Raw genomic sequence first — 19,035 nt, 5'->3', positions numbered from 1 at the left:
ATAACCAAGTACCCGATGACTGTTCAGGGCGCGAAGGCCCTGGAAGAAGAACACGCTTTCCTGACCAAGGTCGAGCGCCCGCGCTTGAGCCAGGCTATCGGTGAAGCGCGTGAGCTGGGCGATCTCAAGGAAAACGCCGAATACCACGCTGCCCGAGAGGAGCAGGGGATGGTCGAGGCCCGTGTCCGTGACATCGAGGGCCGCATGCAGAATGCGGTGATCATCGATGTCACGACGATTCCACATACCGGCAAAGTGATTTTCGGCACCACGGTGGAAATCGCCAACGTCGAGACCGATGAAAGCGTGACTTACCAGATCGTTGGCGAGGACGAGGCAGACATCAAGCTCGGCAAGATTTCCGTCGGTTCACCCATTGCTCGTGCCTTGATTGCCAAGGAAGAGGGCGATGTGGTGGCGGTGAAGACACCGGGTGGTGTCATCGAGTATGAGATTGTCGAAGTCCGTCACATCTGAACGAAGGCGCCCGCTGCGAGCGGGCGCCATGATCTGGCAGCTCACCCAGATGTTGTGGGTGGGCGGCGTCTGGTTGCTGCACATCGGTTTGCTGCCGGTGCTGGGTCGAGTAGGCCTGGCACCGCTGCTCATCGATGAAATCGCAGGTATGCTGACGGCGCTGCTGGTGGGTTTTTCCGCGGCGTGCGTAATATCTCAGGCGTTGGTGCTGGTTCAGGCCGAGGGCCTTGCCAGTCTATGGCGCGACATTCGTGGGCAATTGCTGCTCATGTCGTTGTACGCGTGCGGGATGTTCTTTGCCGTGCAGCTCGGCTGGCCGGATGCGAGCCGGTGGCAGGTATTCAGTTACCTGGTGCTGGGTTTTTCCGGGTTGGTGCTGGTGTTGCAACCGGTTCCCGGATGGAGCGGCAGGGTGTGCGAGGCACACCCTTGACCCTTTGGCATCACTTGAAGCGGTGAACGTTCGACAGTTGTTTGTTGACGCTGAAATTCTTGCGATAAATCAGCGCCATCTTGCCGATGACCTGCACCAGGTCTGCCTTGCCGGTCTTGCACAATTCGGCAACGGCAGCCAGGCGGGCTTCGCGATCGAGGATGTTGAGCTTGATCTTGATCAGCTCGTGATCGCCCAGGGCGCGTTCCAGTTCGGCGAGTACACCTTCAGTCAAACCGTTGTCAGCCACAGTCAAAACCGGTTTCAGATGGTGGCCAATGGATTTGTATTGTTTCTTCTGCTCTTGAGTGAGCGGCATAATCTGACCCCTGCGTCTGATCTTGTAAAAAGCGGCGGCCAGTTTACCCGAGCAAGTCCGGGACCGCCCACTTAATCACGACCCGTTTTATTTTTAGAGGTGGCCCGTGGCCCGTTCCAAGACTAGCCAGAACTGGCTCAGAGAGCATTTCAACGATCCGTACGTCAAAATGGCGCAAAAAGACGGTTATCGCTCTCGTGCCAGTTATAAATTGCTGGAGATCCAGGAAAAGGATCGCCTGATCCGTCCAGGCATGACCGTGATCGACCTCGGCGCGGCGCCGGGCGGCTGGTCCCAGGTCACCAGTCGTCTGATTGGTGGTCAGGGCCGCTTGATCGCTTCCGACATCCTGGAAATGGACAGCATCCCTGATGTGACCTTTATCCAAGGCGATTTCACGGAGGACGCCGTACTGGCGAAAATCCTGGAAGCCGTCGGAAATACGCAAGTCGACCTTGTGATTTCCGATATGGCCCCCAATATGAGTGGATTAGCGGCTGTCGACATGCCTCGTGCCATGTTTCTCAGCGAGCTGGCCCTGGATCTTGCCGGGCGGGTTTTGCGTCCAGGCGGTGATTTTCTGATCAAGGTCTTCCAGGGTGAAGGCTTCGACGAATACCACAAGGGCATCCGCAAGTTGTTCGACAAGGTGCAGATGCGCAAGCCATTGTCGTCCCGTGACCGTTCTCGCGAGCAGTATCTGCTGGCGCGGGGGTTTCGCGGTGTTGAAGGCGCGGCCAGTGATGAGCGTCTTTGAGCAGGGCGATAGTTTTTTTTGTCTCGCATTGAAAAAGCCGCGTAACCAAAATTATGCGGTCAAAGTTTCACAAAGGGTTACAGACGGCGCCTGCCAGAGTCGTAGGTAATGTAGTAAGTTAGGCCGGTGAATATCATGCGAAGCGCGCGCCAGTAGCGGAGCTTGCTTCAGAGGGTAGTTAATTGAACGATATGGCAAAGAATCTGATCCTGTGGTTGATCATCGCCGCTGTCCTGGTGACCGTGATGAACAACTTCTCCAGCCCTAACGAGCCGCAGACCCTCAACTATTCCGACTTCATCCAGCAGGTCAAGGATGGCAAGGTCGAGCGCGTAGCCGTTGATGGCTATGTGATTACCGGCAAGCGCACCGATGGCGACAGCTTCAAGACCATTCGTCCGGCAATCCAGGACAATGGCCTGATTGGCGACCTGGTGGACAACCATGTCGTGGTCGAAGGCAAGCAGCCTGAGCAGCAAAGCATCTGGACCCAACTCCTGGTGGCCAGCTTCCCGATCCTGGTGATCATCGCCGTGTTCATGTTCTTCATGCGCCAGATGCAGGGTGGTGGCGGTGGCAAGGGCGGGCCGATGAGCTTTGGCAAGAGCAAGGCTCGGCTACTTTCCGAAGACCAGGTGAAAACTACCCTGGCCGATGTCGCAGGTTGCGACGAAGCCAAGGAAGAGGTGGGCGAACTGGTCGAGTTCCTGCGCGATCCGGGCAAGTTCCAGCGCCTGGGCGGTCGTATTCCACGCGGCGTGCTGATGGTAGGTCCGCCAGGTACCGGTAAAACCTTGCTGGCCAAGGCGATTGCCGGTGAAGCCAAGGTGCCGTTCTTCACGATTTCCGGTTCCGATTTCGTCGAAATGTTCGTCGGCGTGGGCGCCAGTCGTGTCCGCGACATGTTCGAACAGGCCAAGAAACACGCGCCGTGCATCATCTTCATCGACGAAATCGACGCCGTTGGTCGCCATCGTGGCGCCGGCATGGGTGGCGGTCACGACGAGCGCGAGCAGACGCTCAACCAGTTGCTGGTCGAGATGGATGGTTTCGAAATGAACGACGGCATCATCGTGATCGCCGCCACCAACCGTCCTGACGTGCTCGACCCTGCGCTGTTGCGTCCAGGTCGTTTCGACCGCCAGGTCGTGGTGGGGCTGCCGGACATTCGTGGTCGCGAGCAGATCCTCAAGGTCCATATGCGCAAGGTGCCGATGGGCGACGACGTCGCTCCGGCCGTCATCGCGCGTGGCACGCCGGGCTTTTCCGGTGCCGACCTGGCGAACCTGGTCAACGAAGCGTCGCTGTTCGCCGCTCGTACCGGCAAGCGCGTCGTGGAAATGAAGGAATTCGAGCTGGCCAAGGACAAGATCATGATGGGCGCGGAGCGCAAATCCATGGTCATGTCGGAGAAAGAAAAGCAGAACACCGCGTACCACGAGGCAGGTCACGCGATCGTCGGTCGTGTCGTGCCCGAGCATGATCCGGTCTACAAGGTCTCGATCATCCCACGCGGCCGTGCCCTGGGCGTGACCATGTTCCTGCCGGAAGAGGATCGCTACAGCCTGTCCAAGCGTGCATTGATCAGCCAGATCTGTTCCTTGTACGGCGGTCGTATCGCTGAAGAGATGACGTTGGGCTTCGACGGTGTGACCACAGGGGCTTCCAACGACATCATGCGCGCCAGTCAGATCGCTCGGAACATGGTCACCAAGTGGGGCCTGTCCGAGAAGCTGGGTCCGCTGATGTACGCGGAAGAAGAAGGAGAAGTGTTCCTCGGTCGTGGCGGCGGTGGCCAGCATGCAAGCTTCTCCGGCGAGACGGCCAAGCTGATCGATTCCGAGGTGCGCAGCATCATCGACCAGTGCTATGGCACTGCCCGGCAGATCCTCACGGACAACCGTGACAAGCTTGATGCCATGGCCGATGCCCTGATGAAGTACGAAACCATCGATGCCGAGCAGATCGACGACATCATGGCGGGTCGCGAGCCTCGCGAGCCTCGTGACTGGTCGGGCGGTGGTACCGGTACCTCCGGTACACCTCCGGCGGTACAGGGTGAGCGTCCGGAAACACCGATTGGCGGTCCGGCCGCTGATGTCTAAGGCTTGAAATGACTTCTGTTCAGTCCTCGACCCGGTTGCCTTGCGGCAACCGGGTTCTTGATTTGGCCCATGCACATGTCATGGGCATTCTCAATGTCACGCCAGATTCCTTTTCCGATGGTGGTCGATTCAGCCAGCTCGATGCTGCGCTGCGGCATGCCGAGGCCATGGTGGCCGCTGGCGCGACGCTGATCGATGTGGGGGGCGAATCGACCCGGCCGGGTGCGCGCGCGGTTTCGCCTACCGAGGAGTTGGAGCGGGTGGCGCCGATTGTCGAGCGCATCCATCGCGAACTCGATGTCATTATCTCGGTCGATACGTCCACGCCTGCGGTCATGCGCGAGACTGCGCGACTGGGAGCGGGCCTGATCAATGATGTTCGCTCCTTGCAACGCGATGGTGCCCTGGATGCCGCAGCGGCCACCGGGTTGCCGGTATGCTTGATGCATATGCTCGGCGAGCCGGGGACCATGCAAAACGACCCTCATTATGATGATGTGACCAGGGAGGTGGGTGAATTCCTGGCGGCGCGTCTGGACCAATGTGCTGTCGTGGGCATTCCCGCCGAGCGGATTATTCTTGATCCCGGGTTCGGCTTTGCCAAGACATTGGCGCACAACCTGAGCCTGTTCAAACATATGGAAGCCTTGCACGCCCTGGGGCGGCCCCTGTTGGTTGGGGTCTCGCGAAAGAGCATGATAGGCAATGCCCTGGGTCGCCCCGTGGGCGAGCGCCTGTATGGTGGTCTCGCCCTTGCGGCCTTGGCCCTTGCCAAAGGTGCACGCATATTGCGCGTGCACGATGTAGCCGAAACGATGGATGTCGTGCGGATGATCGCAGCTGTGGATTCAGCCGAATAAGAATGACGGAGCACTTATGAGCAAGAAATACTTTGGCACCGACGGTATTCGTGGTCGGGTCGGCGAATACCCTATTACCCCTGATTTCATGCTCAAGCTCGGCTGGGCGGCAGGCATGGCGTTCCGCAAGATGGGCGCCTGCAAGGTGCTGGTCGGCAAGGACACGCGAATTTCCGGCTACATGTTCGAATCGGCGCTCGAGGCCGGCCTGACGTCGGCAGGCGCCGATGTGATGCTGCTGGGCCCGATGCCGACGCCGGCCATCGCCTACCTGACCCGTACGTTCCAGGCCCAGGCAGGCATCGTGATCAGTGCCTCGCACAACCCCCATGATGACAACGGCATCAAGTTCTTCTCCGGCCAGGGTACCAAGCTGCCGGATGATATAGAGCTGATGATCGAGGAGTTGCTGGACACGCCGATGACCGTGGTCGAGTCGAGCAAGATCGGCAAGGTGTCGCGGATCAACGATGCATCGGGTCGCTACATCGAGTTCTGCAAAGGCAGCGTGCCCACCGGTACGAGCTTTTCCGGCCTGAAAATTGTTGTCGATTGTGCTCATGGCGCCACCTATAAAGTCGCGCCGAGCGTCTTTCGCGAGTTGGGTGCCGACGTGGTGGTGCTTTCCGCCCAGCCTAATGGCCTGAACATCAATCACAATTGTGGTTCCACCCATACCGAGGCGTTGCAGGCGGCAGTGCTGGCCGAGCAGGCCGATCTCGGCATCGCCTTCGATGGCGACGGTGATCGGGTCCTGATGGTCGATCACACCGGTACGGTCGTCGATGGTGACGAACTGCTGTTCATCATCGCTCGTGACCTGCATGGGCGCGGCAAGTTGCAGGGCGGTGTGGTCGGCACCCTGATGAGCAACCTCGGGCTTGAACTGGCCCTGGCGGACCTGGATATCCCGTTCGTGCGGGCCAACGTGGGCGACCGCTACGTGATTTCGGAGTTGTTGGAGCGCAACTGGGTGATCGGGGGCGAGAACTCCGGCCACATTGTGTGCTTCGACCATACCACTACCGGTGATGCGATCATTGCGGCCCTGCAGGTGCTGATGGCACTCAAGGCACGCAACGAAGGGCTCGCACAGTCGCGCCAGGCATTGCGTAAATGCCCGCAAGTGTTGATCAACGTGCGTTTCGGCGGCGGTGCAAACCCTCTCGAGCATGCGCAGGTCAAGCAGGCCAGCGAGCGTGTGACAGAGGCGATGGCGGGACGTGGGCGCGTGTTGTTGCGCAAGTCCGGCACAGAGCCTTTGGTGCGTGTCATGGTCGAAGGCGAGGATGAAGCGCAGGTTCGCGGTTATGCCGAAGAGCTGGCAAAACTGGTTACTGAAGTTTCTGCCTGAATTCGGCTTGCCAGTCATGAATCGGTTGGGTAACATCTGCGCCCACTTTGACCGACGAGGTACAGCATGCGTCGCCCTATGGTAGCTGGTAACTGGAAGATGCACGGTACCCGCGCCAGCGTCGCTGAGCTGATCAATGGCCTTCGTCATCTGGCCTTGCCAAGCGGTGTTGATGTCGCGGTATTCCCGCCTTGCTTGTATATCAATCAAGTGATTGATGGCTTGAAGGGCAAGTCGATTTCGGTCGGCGCGCAGAACTCTGCGGTGGAATCCATGCAAGGTGCGTTGACCGGTGAGATTGCGCCGAGTCAGTTGGTGGATGCAGGTTGTTCCCTGGTCCTGGTTGGGCATTCCGAGCGTCGCCAGATCATGGGCGAGCAGGACAAGACCTTGATCCGCAAGTTTGCTGCGGCCCAGGCCTGTGGTCTGATTCCGGTGTTGTGCGTAGGGGAAACCCTCGCGCAGCGTGAAGCCGGCAAGACCCTTGAAGTTGTCGGGCGTCAGCTGGGCAGCATCATCGAAGACCTGGGTGTCGGTGCTTTTGCAAAGGCAGTCATTGCCTACGAGCCGGTCTGGGCCATTGGTACCGGGCTGACGGCTTCGCCGCAACAGGCGCAGGATGTGCATGCAGCCATTCGCGCGCAATTGGCGGAAGAGAATTCTGAGGTGGCACGAGGTGTGCGGCTTCTATACGGCGGCAGCGTGAAGGCGGCCAATGCGGCCGAACTGTTCGGCATGCCGGATATCGATGGGGGGCTCATTGGTGGAGCGTCCCTGAATGCAGATGAGTTCGGTGCGATCTGTCGCGCCGCGGGAAACTGAAAAAATGCTGGAAACAGTCGTAGTCGTTTTTCATCTGCTGGGTGCACTGGGCGTAGTTGCTCTCGTATTGCTGCAGCAGGGTAAAGGTGCGGATGCTGGTGCGTCTTTCGGTGCAGGTGCTTCAAATACTGTGTTCGGAAGCCAAGGTTCCTCTACCTTTCTTAGTAAGTTTACTGCTATACTTGCCGCCGGTTTCTTCATAACCAGCTTGGGGTTAGGTTACTTTGCTAAAGAGAAAGCTCATGAGCTGACTCAAGTAGGTTTGCCAAACCCAGCGGTACTGGAGGCGCCCAAGCAACAACCGGCTTCTGATGATGTCCCGGTGCTTCAAGAGCAAAAGTCGGCCAACCCGGCGACTGACGTGCCTCCAGCTCAAGAGCAGAAGTAAGAAGGTTTCAAACGCTGTATTGCCGAGGTGGTGGAATTGGTAGACACGCAACCTTGAGGTGGTTGTGCCCATAGGGTGTAGGGGTTCGAGTCCCCTTCTCGGTACCAATTATCAGGAGAGCCCGCAATTGCGGGCTTTCTTGTAGGTGGAAGGGTTACATTGACCCTGTAAAGGATCGGTCGTATACTTCCGCCCCAGCTTTGTCGCGGGATGGAGCAGTCTGGTAGCTCGTCGGGCTCATAACCCGAAGGTCGTCGGTTCAAATCCGGCTCCCGCAACCAGTTTCAGGGGCCCCTTCCAAGGGGCTTTTTGTTAGCTGGACACTTTATAACGCCGTTATTCGACGGCGTTTCAGGGATGGGCGATTCGCCCATTTTTTTTTATTTGCACAGCATGCACAAACATGCACGAGGGGGTTCAGGTGTCGAGCAAGCTAGAACAGTTGCAGGCCTTGTTGGCCCCGGTGGTCGTGGCCCTTGGCTATGAATGCTGGGGTATTGAGTTTTCGGCTCAAGGTCGCCACTCACTGTTGCGCGTTTATATCGATAAGGAAGGCGGCGTGTTGGTGGATGACTGCGCCATCGTCAGCCGTCAGATCAGCGGTGTACTGGATGTCGAAGATCCAATCACCTCCGAATACACCCTTGAAGTTTCCTCGCCTGGCATGGAGCGCCCCCTGTTCACACTTGAACAGTTCGCTTTGTTTGCCGGTGAACAAGTGAAGATCAAGCTGCGCTCGCCTTTCGAAGGTCGACGCAACTTCCAAGGCCTTCTGCGCGGTGTAGAAGAGCAGGACGTCGTGGTGCAGGTAGATGACCATGAGTTCCTGTTGCCGATCGATATGATCGACAAGGCCAACATTATTCCCAGTTTTGACTGATACGTGCCAGATACTGCGGATCCCGCGGATCCAATGGCTTGCGAAAGGCGAGGCGTACGATGAGCAAAGAAGTACTGCTGGTTGTTGAGTCGGTATCCAATGAAAAGGGCGTACCGGCTAACGTTATTTTTGAAGCGCTGGAGCTGGCTCTGGCCACCGCTACCAAGAAGCGGTTCGAAGACGAAGTTGATTTGCGTGTGGAGATCAATCGCCACACGGGTGCCTACGAGACTTTCCGTCGTTGGACGGTCGTCGAGGAAGCCGACCTGGACGATCCGGCTATCGAAACCTGGCCGAGCAAGGTTGCAGAAACGCATCCGGGCGCCAAGGTGGGTGATGTCGTCGAAGAAAAGATCGAGTCCATCGAATTCGGTCGCATCGCTGCACAGACGGCCAAGCAGGTCATCGTGCAGAAAGTTCGCGAAGCCGAGCGTGCGCAAGTCGTCGACGCTTATCGCGAGCGCTTGGGGGAAATCATCTCCGGCACCGTGAAAAAAGTGACCCGCGACAACGTGATCGTCGACCTGGGCAACAACGCCGAAGCGTTGCTGGCTCGCGAAGACATCATCTCTCGCGAAACTTTCCGGGTTGGCGTGCGTTTGCGTGCGCTGCTCAAGGAAATCCGCACCGAGAACCGGGGCCCGCAGCTGATCCTGTCGCGTACAGCGCCGGAAATGCTGATCGAGTTGTTCCGCATCGAAGTGCCGGAAATTGCTGAAGGCCTGATCGAAGTCATGGCCGCCTCCCGTGATCCGGGTTCGCGTGCCAAGATCGCGGTCCGCTCCAAGGACAAGCGCATCGACCCGCAAGGTGCCTGCATCGGCATGCGTGGTTCGCGTGTCCAGGCCGTATCCGGCGAGTTGGGCGGCGAGCGCGTGGACATCGTCCTGTGGGACGACAACCCGGCTCAGTTCGTGATCAATGCCATGTCGCCTGCTGAAGTGGCGGCAATTATCGTCGACGAAGATGCCCACGCCATGGACATCGCCGTTGGCGCAGACAATCTGGCTCAGGCCATCGGTCGCGGTGGTCAGAACGTGCGTCTGGCCAGCCAATTGACTGGCTGGACCCTGAACGTGATGACCGAATCGGACATCCAGGCTAAACAGCAAGCTGAAACCGGCGACATCCTGCGCAACTTCATCGAAGAGCTTGAAGTCGATGAAGAACTGGCACAGGTGCTGGTGGATGAAGGCTTTACCAGCCTGGAAGAGATTGCCTACGTACCGGTGGAGGAAATGCTCAACATCGACGGCTTTGACGAGGAAATCGTCAACGAGCTTCGCGCTCGGGCCAAGGATCGTTTGTTGACCAAAGCCATCGCTACTGAGGAAAAGCTGGCAGACGCCCATCCGGCCGAAGACCTGCTCTCGCTTGAGGGCATGGACAAGGATTTGGCGATGGAACTGGCGGTGCGCGGCGTAATTACCCGCGAAGACCTGGCCGAGCAGTCTATTGACGATCTGCTCGACATCGACGGCATTGACGATGATCGTGCCGGCAAGTTGATCATGGCCGCCCGAGCCCACTGGTTCGAGTAATTAGGCGCGGCCTGAGGAGAGAAGTGCATGACGCAAGTCACGGTGAAACAACTGGCCGATGAGGTCAAAACACCGGTAGAGCGCCTGTTGCAGCAGATGCGTGAGGCAGGTCTGCCGCACACCGCCGCCGAGGAACATGTGACCGACAGTGAGAAGCAGTCCCTGCTGACTCACTTGAAGAGCAGTCACAAGGCTAAAGTGGAAGAACCGCGCAAGATCACTCTGCAGCGTAAAACCACCAGCACCCTGCGTGTTGCCGGTAGCAAAAGCATCAGCGTTGAAGTACGCAAGAAGAAAGTCTTCGTACAACGCAGCCCGGAAGAAATCGAAGCCGAGCGCAAACGCGAACAGGAAGAACGTCGCGCAGTAGAAAATGCTGCTCGTCAGAAGGCTGAAGAAGAAGCCAAGCGTCGCGCCGAAGAAGAAGCGCGCCGCCAGCCTGCTGCTGCGCAAACCGCTCCGGTAGAAGCCGTCGAGGCTGTTGCCCCGGTCGCCGAACCTGTGCGCGAAGCGGCTCCAGTCGTGGCACCAGCGCCGGTTCCAGCCGACACTCGCAAGCGCGACGAACAGCGTCGTCCGGACAAACCACGTGCCGACGACAACCGTCGTGGCAGTGGCGATGGCGAGCGCAAGAACGCGCCTCATCGTGCGTCGGTCAAGGAAAAGGCACCAGCACCTCGTGTTGCGCCACGTACCACCGACGAGGAAAGCGATGGCTTCCGTCGCGGCGGTCGCGGCAAGGCCAAGCTGAAGAAACGCAACGCCCACGGTTTCCAGAGCCCTACCGGCCCTGTCGTGCGTGAAGTGAAGATCGGCGAGACCATCACTGTGGGCGATCTGGCCCAGCAGATGTCGGTCAAGGCTGCTGAAATCATCAAGTTCATGTTCAAGCTGGGCACGCCAGCCACCATCAACCAGGTACTGGACCAGGAAACTGCCCAACTGGTTGCTGAAGAGCTGGGCCACAAAGTGACCCTGGTCAGCGACACCGCCCTGGAAGATTCCCTGGCCGAGTCCCTGAAGTTTGAAGGTGAGGCGGTTTCCCGTGCACCGGTCGTGACCGTCATGGGCCACGTCGACCACGGTAAAACCTCCCTGCTCGACTACATTCGTCGTGCGAAGGTGGCAGCCGGTGAAGCGGGCGGCATTACCCAGCACATCGGTGCCTACCACGTTGAAACCGACCGCGGCATGGTGACGTTCCTCGACACCCCGGGTCACGCCGCGTTTACCGCAATGCGTGCCCGTGGTGCCAAGGCGACCGACATCGTGATCCTGGTGGTTGCAGCGGACGACGGCGTCATGCCGCAAACCATCGAAGCCGTTCAGCATGCCCAGGCAGCTGGCGTGCCGCTGGTGGTTGCGGTGAACAAGATCGACAAGCCGGGCGCCGATCTCGATCGCATCCGCAGCGAACTCTCGGTCCACGGCGTGACCTCCGAAGAGTGGGGTGGTGACACGCCATTCGTTCCGGTCTCGGCGAAGATGGGTACCGGCGTTGACGAACTGCTTGAAGCCGTTCTGTTGCAAGCCGAGGTTCTGGAACTCACCGCTACGCCTTCGGCTCCTGGCCGTGGTGTGGTCGTTGAGTCTCGTCTCGACAAGGGCCGTGGCCCGGTGGCGACCGTCCTGGTCCAGGACGGTACCCTGCGTCAAGGCGACATGGTACTGGTTGGCTCGAACTATGGCCGCGTGCGCGCCATGCTCGACGAGAACGGCAAGTCCATCAAGGAAGCCGGTCCGGCTATCCCGGTCGAGATTCTCGGCCTGGACGGCACTCCGGATGCTGGCGACGAGATGAGCGTTGTGGCTGACGAGAAGAAAGCCCGTGAAGTGGCTCTGTTCCGTCAAGGCAAGTTCCGCGAAGTCAAACTGGCTCGTGCTCACGCCGGCAAGCTGGAAAACATCTTCGAGAACATGGGGCAGGAAGAGAAGAAGACGCTCAACATCGTCCTCAAATCCGACGTCCGTGGTTCCCTCGAAGCGTTGAACGGCGCCTTGAATGGCCTGGGTAACGACGAAGTGCAAGTGCGTGTGGTCGGCGGCGGTGTCGGTGGTATCACCGAATCCGATGCCAACCTGGCACTGGCTTCCAACGCTGTACTGTTCGGCTTCAACGTGCGTGCCGATGCCGGCGCTCGCAAGATCGTCGAGCAGGAAGGCCTGGATATGCGTTACTACAACGTGATCTACGACATCATCGAAGACGTCAAGAAAGCGTTGACCGGTATGCTGGGCAGCGACGTGCGGGAGAATATCCTGGGCGTGGCCGAGGTTCGCGACGTGTTCCGTTCGCCGAAGTTTGGCGCCATCGCCGGTTGCATGGTGATCGAGGGTGTCGTTCACCGTAACCGTCCGATCCGTGTACTGCGTGAAGACATCGTGATCTTCGAAGGCGAGCTGGAATCCCTGCGCCGCTTCAAGGATGACGCTTCCGAAGTACGTGCCGGCATGGAGTGCGGTATTGGCGTCAAGAGCTACAACGACGTCAAGGTCGGCGACAAGATCGAAGTCTTCGAGAAGGTCCAGGTTGCTCGCAGCCTCTAACTCGCGCACTTCAAGAGCCGCACCGGGCAGTCGCATGAACATGCGCTGCCTGGCTGGCGGACTCTAAACGCAACGCCCGGTCTGGCTTTTGCCAGGCCGGGCGTTTGCCGCTTTCAGACCTCGCGGGTTTCACCGTGGGGCAGTAACAGGTAACAAGACATGGCAAAAGAATACAGCCGTACCCAACGAATCGGCGATCAGATGCAGCGCGAGCTGGCCCAACTGATCCGTCGCGAAGTCAAAGACCCGCGCGTCGGCCTGGTCACCATCACCGCAGTGGAAGTCAGCCGTGACGTCGGTCACGCCAAGATCTTCATCACCGTGATGGGGCAGGACAGCGCCGAGGAAATCGCCCAGAGCATCAAGGTGCTCAACTCGGCCGCCGGCTTCCTGCGTATGCAGCTGGCCCGGGAGATGAAGCTGCGCAGCGTCCCACAGTTGCACTTCCACTACGACGAAAGCGTCGCACGGGGTGCGCATCTGTCGGCACTGATCGAGCGCGCCGTGGCGCAAGACAGCCAGCACCCGGTTGCGGCTGACCCCGAAGACACCAAGGAGTAATCGGTGGCTCAGGTCAAACGTATCCGTCGTAACGTCAGCGGTATCATCCTGCTCGACAAGCCGCTGGGGTTCACCTCCAACGCGGCGTTGCAGAAGGTTCGCTGGCTGCTCAATGCTGAAAAGGCCGGGCACACCGGTAGTCTCGATCCGCTGGCCACCGGCGTGCTGCCGCTGTGCTTTGGCGAGGCGACCAAGTTTTCCCAGTACCTGCTCGATTCCGACAAGGGTTATGAAACCCTGGCGCAACTGGGCAAGACCACCACCACGGCGGATGCCGAAGGTGAGGTTTTGCTGGAGCGCCCGGTGACCGTTGGTCAGGCGGATATCGAAGCGGTCTTGCCGGGTTTTCGCGGGCAAATCAGCCAGATACCGCCGATGTACTCCGCTTTGAAGCGTGATGGGCAGCCGTTGTATAAACTGGCCCGTGCAGGCGAAGTAGTGGAGCGTGAACCGCGTTCTGTTACTATTGCGCGCTTGGAATTGCTGGCCTTTGACGGTAATACTGCGCGGCTGGCCGTGGATTGCAGCAAAGGCACCTATATCCGGACCCTGGTGGAGGATATCGGTGAGCAGCTCGGTTGTGGCGCGTACGTGGCAGAATTGCGACGGACCCAGGCCGGGCCTTTCACGTTGGCCCAGACGGTCACGCTGGAAGAGCTTGAAGCGGTGCATGCCGAAGGCGGCAACGAAGCGGTCGACCGTTTCCTGATGCCATCGGACAGCGGGTTGCTGGATTGGCCGCTCTTGCAGTTCTCGGAACACAGTGCGTTCTACTGGCTCAACGGCCAGCCAGTACGCGCCCCGGATGCGCCGAAGTTCGGCATGGTTCGGGTACAGGATCACAACGGTCGCTTCATCGGTATCGGTGAAGTGAGCGAAGACGGGCGCATTGCGCCGCGTCGATTGATTCGGTCGGAATGACCGAAACCAGCCTGCGTAACAGCAGGTTGGCGAGTGTGGCTGTTAACAGGCACGGTCACTACTCATTTATAGATACAGGGATTTGTCCCTGGCCTGTTGAAGCTGTTTCCTCGGAACAGTTTCCTGACTAAAAGGATTGCCTCATGGCTCTCGACGTTCAAGAAAAAGCTCAAATCGTAGCTGACTACCAGCAAGCTGTTGGTGACACTGGTTCGCCAGAAGTGCAAGTTGCACTGCTGACCGCCAACATCAACAAACTGCAAGGTCACTTCAAGGCCAACGGTAAGGATCACCACTCCCGTCGTGGTCTGATCCGCATGGTAAACCAGCGTCGTAAGCTGCTGGACTACCTGAAAGGCAAGGACGTGAGCCGTTACAGCGCTCTGATCGCTCGCCTGGGTCTGCGTCGCTAATAAGCGATTGCGCTAGAGGTTGGTGGTCTGTCGTGCGTCAGTGGGTTTCCCGCTGGCGCATGGCAGGCTCCCAGCCTCAAGTTTTATCTGGATACACGTTTTACCCTGGACAGGCGTCGGGCCGATTCCCGTCATTGCCCAAGAATTTCGCAAGAAGACAAGTTCCCCAAGAGCCACAAAGAAGGTAGGACACCGTGAACCCGGTAATCAAAAAATTCCAGTTCGGTCAGTCGACCGTTACCCTCGAGACTGGCCGTATCGCCCGTCAGGCCTCCGGCGCAGTGCTGGTCACCGTTGACGACGACGTCAGCGTATTGGTGACCGTTGTCGGTGCCAAGCAAGCCGATCCAGGCAAGGGCTTTTTCCCTCTGTCTGTCCACTACCAGGAAAAGACTTACGCTGCCGGTAAGATCCCTGGCGGTTTCTTCAAGCGCGAAGGCCGTCCTTCCGAGAAAGAAACCCTGACTTCCCGACTGATCGACCGTCCGATCCGTCCGCTGTTCCCAGAAGGCTTCATGAACGAAGTGCAGGTTGTCTGCACCGTCGTCTCCACCAGCAAGAAAACCGATCCGGACATCGCTGCGATGATCGGTACCTCGGCTGCCCTGGCTATCTCCGGCATCCCTTTCGATGGCCCGATCGGCGCTGCCCGCGTCGCGTTCCACGAAAGCACCGGCTACCTGCTGAACCCGACCTACGAGCAGTTGAAGGCTTCGAGCCTGGACATGGTCGTGGCCGGTACTTCCGAAGCCGTGCTGATGGTTGAATCCGAAGCCAAAGAGCTGACCGAAGACCAGATGCTGGGCGCCGTGCTGTTCGCTCACGACGAGTTCCAGGTGGTGATCAACGCCGTCAAGGAACTGGCCGCCGAAGCCGCCAAGCCAACCTGGACCTGGGCTCCGCAAGCCGAAGCCACCGAACTGCTGGGTGCGATCCGTGCCGAGTTCGGCGAAGCGATCTCCCAGGCCTACACCATCACCGTCAAGGCCGACCGTTATGCGCGCCTGGGCGAGCTGAAAGACCAAGTGGTTGCCAAGCTGTCCGGTGAAGAAGGCCAGCCGTCTGCCGCTGAAGTGAAAGCTGCTTTCGGTGAAATCGAGTACCGCACCGTTCGCGAAAACATCGTCAACGGCAAGCCGCGTATCGACGGTCGCGACACCCGCACCGTACGTCCGCTGAACATCGAAGTTGGCGTCCTGCCGAAGACCCACGGTTCGGCACTGTTCACCCGTGGCGAAACCCAGGCCCTGGTCGTCGCCACGCTGGGCACCGCCCGTGACGCGCAACTGCTGGACACCCTGGAAGGCGAAAAGAAAGACCCGTTCATGCTGCACTACAACTTCCCGCCGTTCTCGGTGGGCGAGTGTGGTCGCATGGGTGGCGCCGGTCGTCGCGAAATCGGTCACGGCCGTCTGGCCCGTCGTTCGGTCCAGGCCATGCTGCCAGCCGCTGACGTGTTCCCGTACACCATTCGCGTGGTATCGGAAATCACCGAGTCCAACGGTTCGAGCTCGATGGCGTCGGTCTGCGGCGCTTCCCTGGCCCTGATGGACGCTGGTGTGCCGATGAAGGCCCCGGTTGCCGGTATCGCCATGGGGCTGGTGAAAGAAGGCGAGAAATTCGCCGTCCTGACCGACATCCTGGGTGACGAAGACCACCTGGGCGACATGGACTTCAAAGTGGCCGGTACCGCCAAGGGCGTTACCGCACTGCAGATGGACATCAAGATCAAGGGCATCACCGAAGAGATCATGGAAATCGCCCTGGGCCAGGCCCTGGAAGCGCGCCTGAACATCCTCGGCCAGATGAACCAGATCATCGGTCAGTCCCGTACCGAGCTGTCGGAAAATGCTCCGACCATGATCGCGATGAAAATCGACACCGACAAAATCCGTGATGTCATCGGTAAAGGCGGCGCGACCATCCGTGCGATCTGTGAAGAAACCAAGGCTTCGATCGACATCGAAGACGACGGTTCGATCAAGATCTTCGGCGAAACCAAGGAAGCGGCGGAAGCAGCACGCCAGCGCGTCCTGGGCATCACTGCCGAAGCCGAGATCGGCAAGATCTACGTCGGCAAGGTTGAACGCATCGTCGACTTCGGCGCGTTCGTCAACATCCTGCCGGGCAAGGACGGTCTGGTTCACATCTCCATGCTGAGCGATGCTCGCGTCGAGAAAGTGACCGACATCCTCAAAGAAGGCCAGGAAGTGGAAGTGCTGGTACTGGACGTGGACAACCGCGGCCGTATCAAGCTGTCCATCAAGGACGTCGCAGCAGCCAAGGCATCGGGCGTTTAATCACCCCTTCACCTAAGCGCTGAACAAGCAAACGCCCCGACTGGTTCGGGGCGTTTTGCTGTGTGGTGAAAATCCCTGCCAGGCAGGTTGCCTGGCCACCGGAGACGGTGCTAGTTTTAGCCACCGCCCGTGTAGCTCAGTCGGTAGAGCAGCGCACTCGTAACGCGAAGGTCGCAGGTTCGATTCCTGTCTCGGGCAAGATCTCCCCCTCGTTATTTCACCTTCCTGCTCAGTTCCTCGACCGTACGTTTGAGCTGATCCATCTCTTGATCCTGGTCGCTGAGTTCCCGTTTCAGGGACGAAATCTCGCTGTTGCTCGAACTCGAGGAGCCGCTATTGCGCTTGAGTTCTTCCACTTGCTTGCCAAGGTCGTTCAGGTCGCGTTCCTGTTCATTGATGGTGCGCTTGAGCTCGTCAATCTCCTTGCTGCTGGACGAGGAGCTGGAGCCGCTGTTGCGCTTGAGTTCTTCGATCTGACGAGCCTGTTCGCCGAGGGTGCGCTTCTGGTTTTCCAGTTCGTCGGTGTTGTTCTTCACGCTTTTCGGCAGGCTTTCCAGGACGCTGGCGCTGACATCGGTCTTGACGAGCTTGTACTTATCGGATTGGTCGTAGTGAAGGGCGGGAATAAAGTCGTGGTAAGACGGCCCATCGGAGGAGACCTCAACCGCCGCTTGAGCAACGTCAGTCAAGGTCAGGCTGCCAAGCAGCAAGGTCGCGGTGGCAAGTTGGATCGACGAGCGTTTCGAAAAGCTGCGCATCACTGGGGTTCCTTGTGAAGTGCCGGCATGGCACATGGCTATGACTGGTTATTTTGACAGATGTTCCAGGGCCCGCAGCGCTTCTTCTGCACAGGTTTTTTTGTGGGATAGATGTAAAGAACCGTGTAAATCGTCGGCAAAACATCCTATATTCGTTGCCTGCATGTGCATCGCCCAGCAGTTTTCAGATGATCCACGAATGGTTCTGAAGGCCAGATAAACCGGGCTTCACACGGTTTTTTGCGTCAGAGAGATCCTTGATGATCCAGATCCATCTTCCATTCCCCCGATCAACGAGAACGCCATGACTGTTAAAGCATTGACCCAGGAAGCCAGGCACGAAGAAGCGCTGAAGAAGTACGTGCTGGATGCGCCCCAGTTGCTGGAAGAGATCAAGGACTTGTCCGCCGACGATCAGAAGGACCAGATCCAATGGGCATTCGAGGACGAGGCCGAAGCCCAGGGGCTACAACCCTGGGAGTTGACGCTCAAGTACACCAGCACGCCTGAAGAATTCGAGGCGCAGCGCCTTGCGTTGCACAAGGAAGCGGCCGAGGTGCTGGGTGTGGAATGGGATGAGTACTGCGAGATGAACAATCTGGTGGTCTGAAAAAAAACGCCAGCCTTTCAAGGCTGGCGTTTTTTGTTGTCAGAGGCTCAAGCGCATCGACAGATCGACTGCCTTCACATCCTTGGTCATTGCGCCGATCGAGATGTAGTCCACCCCGGTCTCGGCGATCGGGCGCAACGTGCTTTCGTTGATCCCGCCGCTGGCCTCCAGCTTCGCCTTGCCGCCATTGAGGCGCACGGCTTCACGCATGTCGTCCAGGCTCAGTTCGTCGAGCATGATGATGTCGGCGTTGGCCGCCAGCGCTTCTTTCAATTCCGCCAGGCTTTCCACTTCGATTTCCACCGGCTTGCCGGGTGCGATCTGGTGGGCGGCCGCAATGGCCTGGGCGATTCCGCCGCAGGCGGCGATGTGGTTTTCCTTGATCAGGAAAGCGTCGTACAGGCCGATGCGGTGGTTATGGCAGCCACCGCAGGTGACCGCGTACTTCTGGGCCAGGCGCAGCCCGGGCAGGGTCTTGCGGGTGTCCAGCAGCTTGACCTGGGTCCCGGCGACAAAGTCGGCCAGGTAACGGGCACGCGTGGCGACGCCCGAGAGCATTTGCAGGAAGTTCAGGGCGCTGCGTTCGCCGGTCAGCAGCGAGCGGGCCGGCCCCTCCAGGTGAAACAGCGCCTGATCGGGGCTGACCCGGTCGCCGTCGTGCACTTGCCAATGCACCGCGACACGCGGATCCAGTTGCCGGAACACGGCATCGACCCAGGCCGTGCCGCTGATGATCGCAGCGTCGCGGGTGATGATGGTGGCCTTGGCCAGGCGTTCGGCGGGGATCAGTTGCGCGGTGATGTCGCCACTGCCGATGTCTTCAAGCAACGCGCGGCGCACGTTGGCTTCGATTTCGGCGGTCAGATCGGCGAGGCGTAGATTCGGCATAACGGGCTCCACAAACAAAGTGGCCTGATTATAGGGTGTCGAAACCTGCATTTGGTCGCGTCCTCGCAACATTTCCCTATTTTCCCGGTCACTTAATTGCG

19 protein-coding genes and 3 tRNA genes are annotated in these 19,035 nt (G+C 58.9%); 19 read left to right on the top strand and 3 right to left on the bottom strand.

Annotation, left to right across the window (positions count from 1 at the left end; genetic code table 11):
• On the top strand, positions 1–477 hold the full coding sequence (greA, locus tag BT125_RS24805; protein WP_030139783.1) for a transcription elongation factor GreA: 477 nt from the start codon (positions 1–3) through the stop codon (positions 475–477).
• Positions 478–505: 28 nt separating this feature from the next.
• Positions 506–910, top strand: coding sequence for an MFS transporter (locus BT125_RS24800; RefSeq protein WP_072411322.1), 405 nt, complete (start codon positions 506–508; stop codon positions 908–910).
• A gap of 10 nt (positions 911–920) precedes the next feature.
• Here BT125_RS24800 and BT125_RS24795 read toward each other — a convergent pair whose 3' ends face one another.
• Positions 921–1,229 carry a YhbY family RNA-binding protein gene (locus tag BT125_RS24795; RefSeq protein ID WP_003177852.1) on the bottom strand — a complete coding sequence of 103 codons (309 nt, stop codon included), beginning with the start codon at positions 1,227–1,229 and terminating at the stop codon, positions 921–923.
• Positions 1,230–1,335: 106 nt separating this feature from the next.
• On the opposite strand from BT125_RS24795, the gene rlmE reads away from it, so the two are divergent.
• From rlmE to BT125_RS24715, 16 genes are all read left to right on the top strand, one after another.
• Entirely contained in the window at positions 1,336–1,986 is a 651-nt protein-coding gene (gene rlmE / locus BT125_RS24790; protein WP_060739222.1) for a 23S rRNA (uridine(2552)-2'-O)-methyltransferase RlmE, read from the top strand.
• 191 nt (positions 1,987–2,177) lie between these two features.
• Positions 2,178–4,091: an ATP-dependent zinc metalloprotease FtsH gene (gene ftsH / locus BT125_RS24785; RefSeq protein ID WP_053118351.1), complete on the top strand. Its 1,914-nt coding sequence runs from the start codon at positions 2,178–2,180 to the stop codon at positions 4,089–4,091.
• An 8-nt stretch (positions 4,092–4,099) separates the two neighbouring features.
• Positions 4,100–4,951, top strand: coding sequence for a dihydropteroate synthase (gene folP, locus BT125_RS24780; RefSeq protein ID WP_072411320.1), 852 nt, complete (start codon positions 4,100–4,102; stop codon positions 4,949–4,951).
• 16 nt (positions 4,952–4,967) lie between these two features.
• On the top strand, positions 4,968–6,305 hold the full coding sequence (glmM, locus tag BT125_RS24775; protein WP_072411318.1) for a phosphoglucosamine mutase: 1,338 nt from the start codon (positions 4,968–4,970) through the stop codon (positions 6,303–6,305).
• 66 nt (positions 6,306–6,371) lie between these two features.
• Positions 6,372–7,127 carry a triose-phosphate isomerase gene (gene tpiA, locus BT125_RS24770; RefSeq protein WP_060739219.1) on the top strand — a complete coding sequence of 252 codons (756 nt, stop codon included), beginning with the start codon at positions 6,372–6,374 and terminating at the stop codon, positions 7,125–7,127.
• Between the two features lie 4 nt (positions 7,128–7,131).
• Positions 7,132–7,515: a preprotein translocase subunit SecG gene (secG, locus tag BT125_RS24765; protein WP_025211789.1), complete on the top strand. Its 384-nt coding sequence runs from the start codon at positions 7,132–7,134 to the stop codon at positions 7,513–7,515.
• A 21-nt stretch (positions 7,516–7,536) separates the two neighbouring features.
• Positions 7,537–7,622, top strand: a tRNA-Leu gene (locus BT125_RS24760).
• Between the two features lie 97 nt (positions 7,623–7,719).
• A tRNA-Met gene (locus tag BT125_RS24755) sits at positions 7,720–7,796 on the top strand.
• A 140-nt stretch (positions 7,797–7,936) separates the two neighbouring features.
• On the top strand, positions 7,937–8,395 hold the full coding sequence (gene rimP / locus BT125_RS24750) for a ribosome maturation factor RimP (protein ID WP_053118762.1): 459 nt from the start codon (positions 7,937–7,939) through the stop codon (positions 8,393–8,395).
• Positions 8,396–8,454: 59 nt separating this feature from the next.
• Complete coding sequence (gene nusA, locus BT125_RS24745; protein WP_003177868.1) at positions 8,455–9,936, top strand: transcription termination factor NusA; 1,482 nt, start codon at positions 8,455–8,457, stop codon at positions 9,934–9,936.
• Between the two features lie 27 nt (positions 9,937–9,963).
• Positions 9,964–12,483, top strand: a complete 2,520-nt coding sequence (infB, locus tag BT125_RS24740; RefSeq protein ID WP_072411316.1) for a translation initiation factor IF-2 — start codon at positions 9,964–9,966, stop codon at positions 12,481–12,483.
• A gap of 159 nt (positions 12,484–12,642) precedes the next feature.
• Positions 12,643–13,044: a 30S ribosome-binding factor RbfA gene (gene rbfA, locus BT125_RS24735; protein ID WP_060739217.1), complete on the top strand. Its 402-nt coding sequence runs from the start codon at positions 12,643–12,645 to the stop codon at positions 13,042–13,044.
• Positions 13,045–13,047: 3 nt separating this feature from the next.
• Complete coding sequence (gene truB / locus BT125_RS24730; RefSeq protein ID WP_060739216.1) at positions 13,048–13,965, top strand: tRNA pseudouridine(55) synthase TruB; 918 nt, start codon at positions 13,048–13,050, stop codon at positions 13,963–13,965.
• Between the two features lie 143 nt (positions 13,966–14,108).
• On the top strand, positions 14,109–14,378 hold the full coding sequence (gene rpsO / locus BT125_RS24725) for a 30S ribosomal protein S15 (protein WP_011332409.1): 270 nt from the start codon (positions 14,109–14,111) through the stop codon (positions 14,376–14,378).
• Positions 14,379–14,572: 194 nt separating this feature from the next.
• Entirely contained in the window at positions 14,573–16,678 is a 2,106-nt protein-coding gene (gene pnp, locus BT125_RS24720) for a polyribonucleotide nucleotidyltransferase (protein WP_072411314.1), read from the top strand.
• Between the two features lie 125 nt (positions 16,679–16,803).
• A tRNA-Thr gene (locus tag BT125_RS24715) sits at positions 16,804–16,876 on the top strand.
• 14 nt (positions 16,877–16,890) lie between these two features.
• On the opposite strand, the gene BT125_RS24710 is transcribed toward BT125_RS24715, so the two are convergent.
• Positions 16,891–17,436, bottom strand: a complete 546-nt coding sequence (locus BT125_RS24710; protein ID WP_072411312.1) for a hypothetical protein — start codon at positions 17,434–17,436, stop codon at positions 16,891–16,893.
• A gap of 304 nt (positions 17,437–17,740) precedes the next feature.
• Here BT125_RS24710 and BT125_RS24705 point away from each other — a divergent pair, with 304 nt between their 5' ends.
• Positions 17,741–18,046 carry a DUF6388 family protein gene (locus tag BT125_RS24705; protein WP_072341097.1) on the top strand — a complete coding sequence of 102 codons (306 nt, stop codon included), beginning with the start codon at positions 17,741–17,743 and terminating at the stop codon, positions 18,044–18,046.
• 39 nt (positions 18,047–18,085) lie between these two features.
• Here BT125_RS24705 and nadC read toward each other — a convergent pair whose 3' ends face one another.
• Positions 18,086–18,934, bottom strand: a complete 849-nt coding sequence (gene nadC / locus BT125_RS24700) for a carboxylating nicotinate-nucleotide diphosphorylase (protein WP_072411310.1) — start codon at positions 18,932–18,934, stop codon at positions 18,086–18,088.
• Positions 18,935–19,035 lie beyond the last annotated feature (101 nt).

Origin of the sequence: Pseudomonas sp. NFACC04-2 (genome assembly GCF_900119265.1) — a bacterium.
Taxonomy (GTDB): domain Bacteria; phylum Pseudomonadota; class Gammaproteobacteria; order Pseudomonadales; family Pseudomonadaceae; genus Aquipseudomonas; species Aquipseudomonas fluorescens_AA.
The sequence above is the reverse complement of the archived record's forward strand: the minus strand, read 5'-3'. Positions and strand labels throughout refer to the sequence as shown.

Coding starts and splice junctions, on each gene's coding strand:
- nusA (WP_003177868.1), top strand. CDS start 8,455: ATGAGCAAAGAAGTACTGCTGGTTGTTGAGTCGGTATCCAATGAAAAG.
- BT125_RS24710 (WP_072411312.1), bottom strand. CDS start 17,436: ATGCGCAGCTTTTCGAAACGCTCGTCGATCCAACTTGCCACCGCGACC.
- glmM (WP_072411318.1), top strand. CDS start 4,968: ATGAGCAAGAAATACTTTGGCACCGACGGTATTCGTGGTCGGGTCGGC.
- nadC (WP_072411310.1), bottom strand. CDS start 18,934: ATGCCGAATCTACGCCTCGCCGATCTGACCGCCGAAATCGAAGCCAAC.
- BT125_RS24705 (WP_072341097.1), top strand. CDS start 17,741: ATGACTGTTAAAGCATTGACCCAGGAAGCCAGGCACGAAGAAGCGCTG.
- folP (WP_072411320.1), top strand. CDS start 4,100: ATGACTTCTGTTCAGTCCTCGACCCGGTTGCCTTGCGGCAACCGGGTT.
- BT125_RS24800 (WP_072411322.1), top strand. CDS start 506: ATGATCTGGCAGCTCACCCAGATGTTGTGGGTGGGCGGCGTCTGGTTG.
- rbfA (WP_060739217.1), top strand. CDS start 12,643: ATGGCAAAAGAATACAGCCGTACCCAACGAATCGGCGATCAGATGCAG.
- infB (WP_072411316.1), top strand. CDS start 9,964: ATGACGCAAGTCACGGTGAAACAACTGGCCGATGAGGTCAAAACACCG.
- rpsO (WP_011332409.1), top strand. CDS start 14,109: ATGGCTCTCGACGTTCAAGAAAAAGCTCAAATCGTAGCTGACTACCAG.
- tpiA (WP_060739219.1), top strand. CDS start 6,372: ATGCGTCGCCCTATGGTAGCTGGTAACTGGAAGATGCACGGTACCCGC.
- ftsH (WP_053118351.1), top strand. CDS start 2,178: ATGGCAAAGAATCTGATCCTGTGGTTGATCATCGCCGCTGTCCTGGTG.
- BT125_RS24795 (WP_003177852.1), bottom strand. CDS start 1,229: ATGCCGCTCACTCAAGAGCAGAAGAAACAATACAAATCCATTGGCCAC.
- secG (WP_025211789.1), top strand. CDS start 7,132: ATGCTGGAAACAGTCGTAGTCGTTTTTCATCTGCTGGGTGCACTGGGC.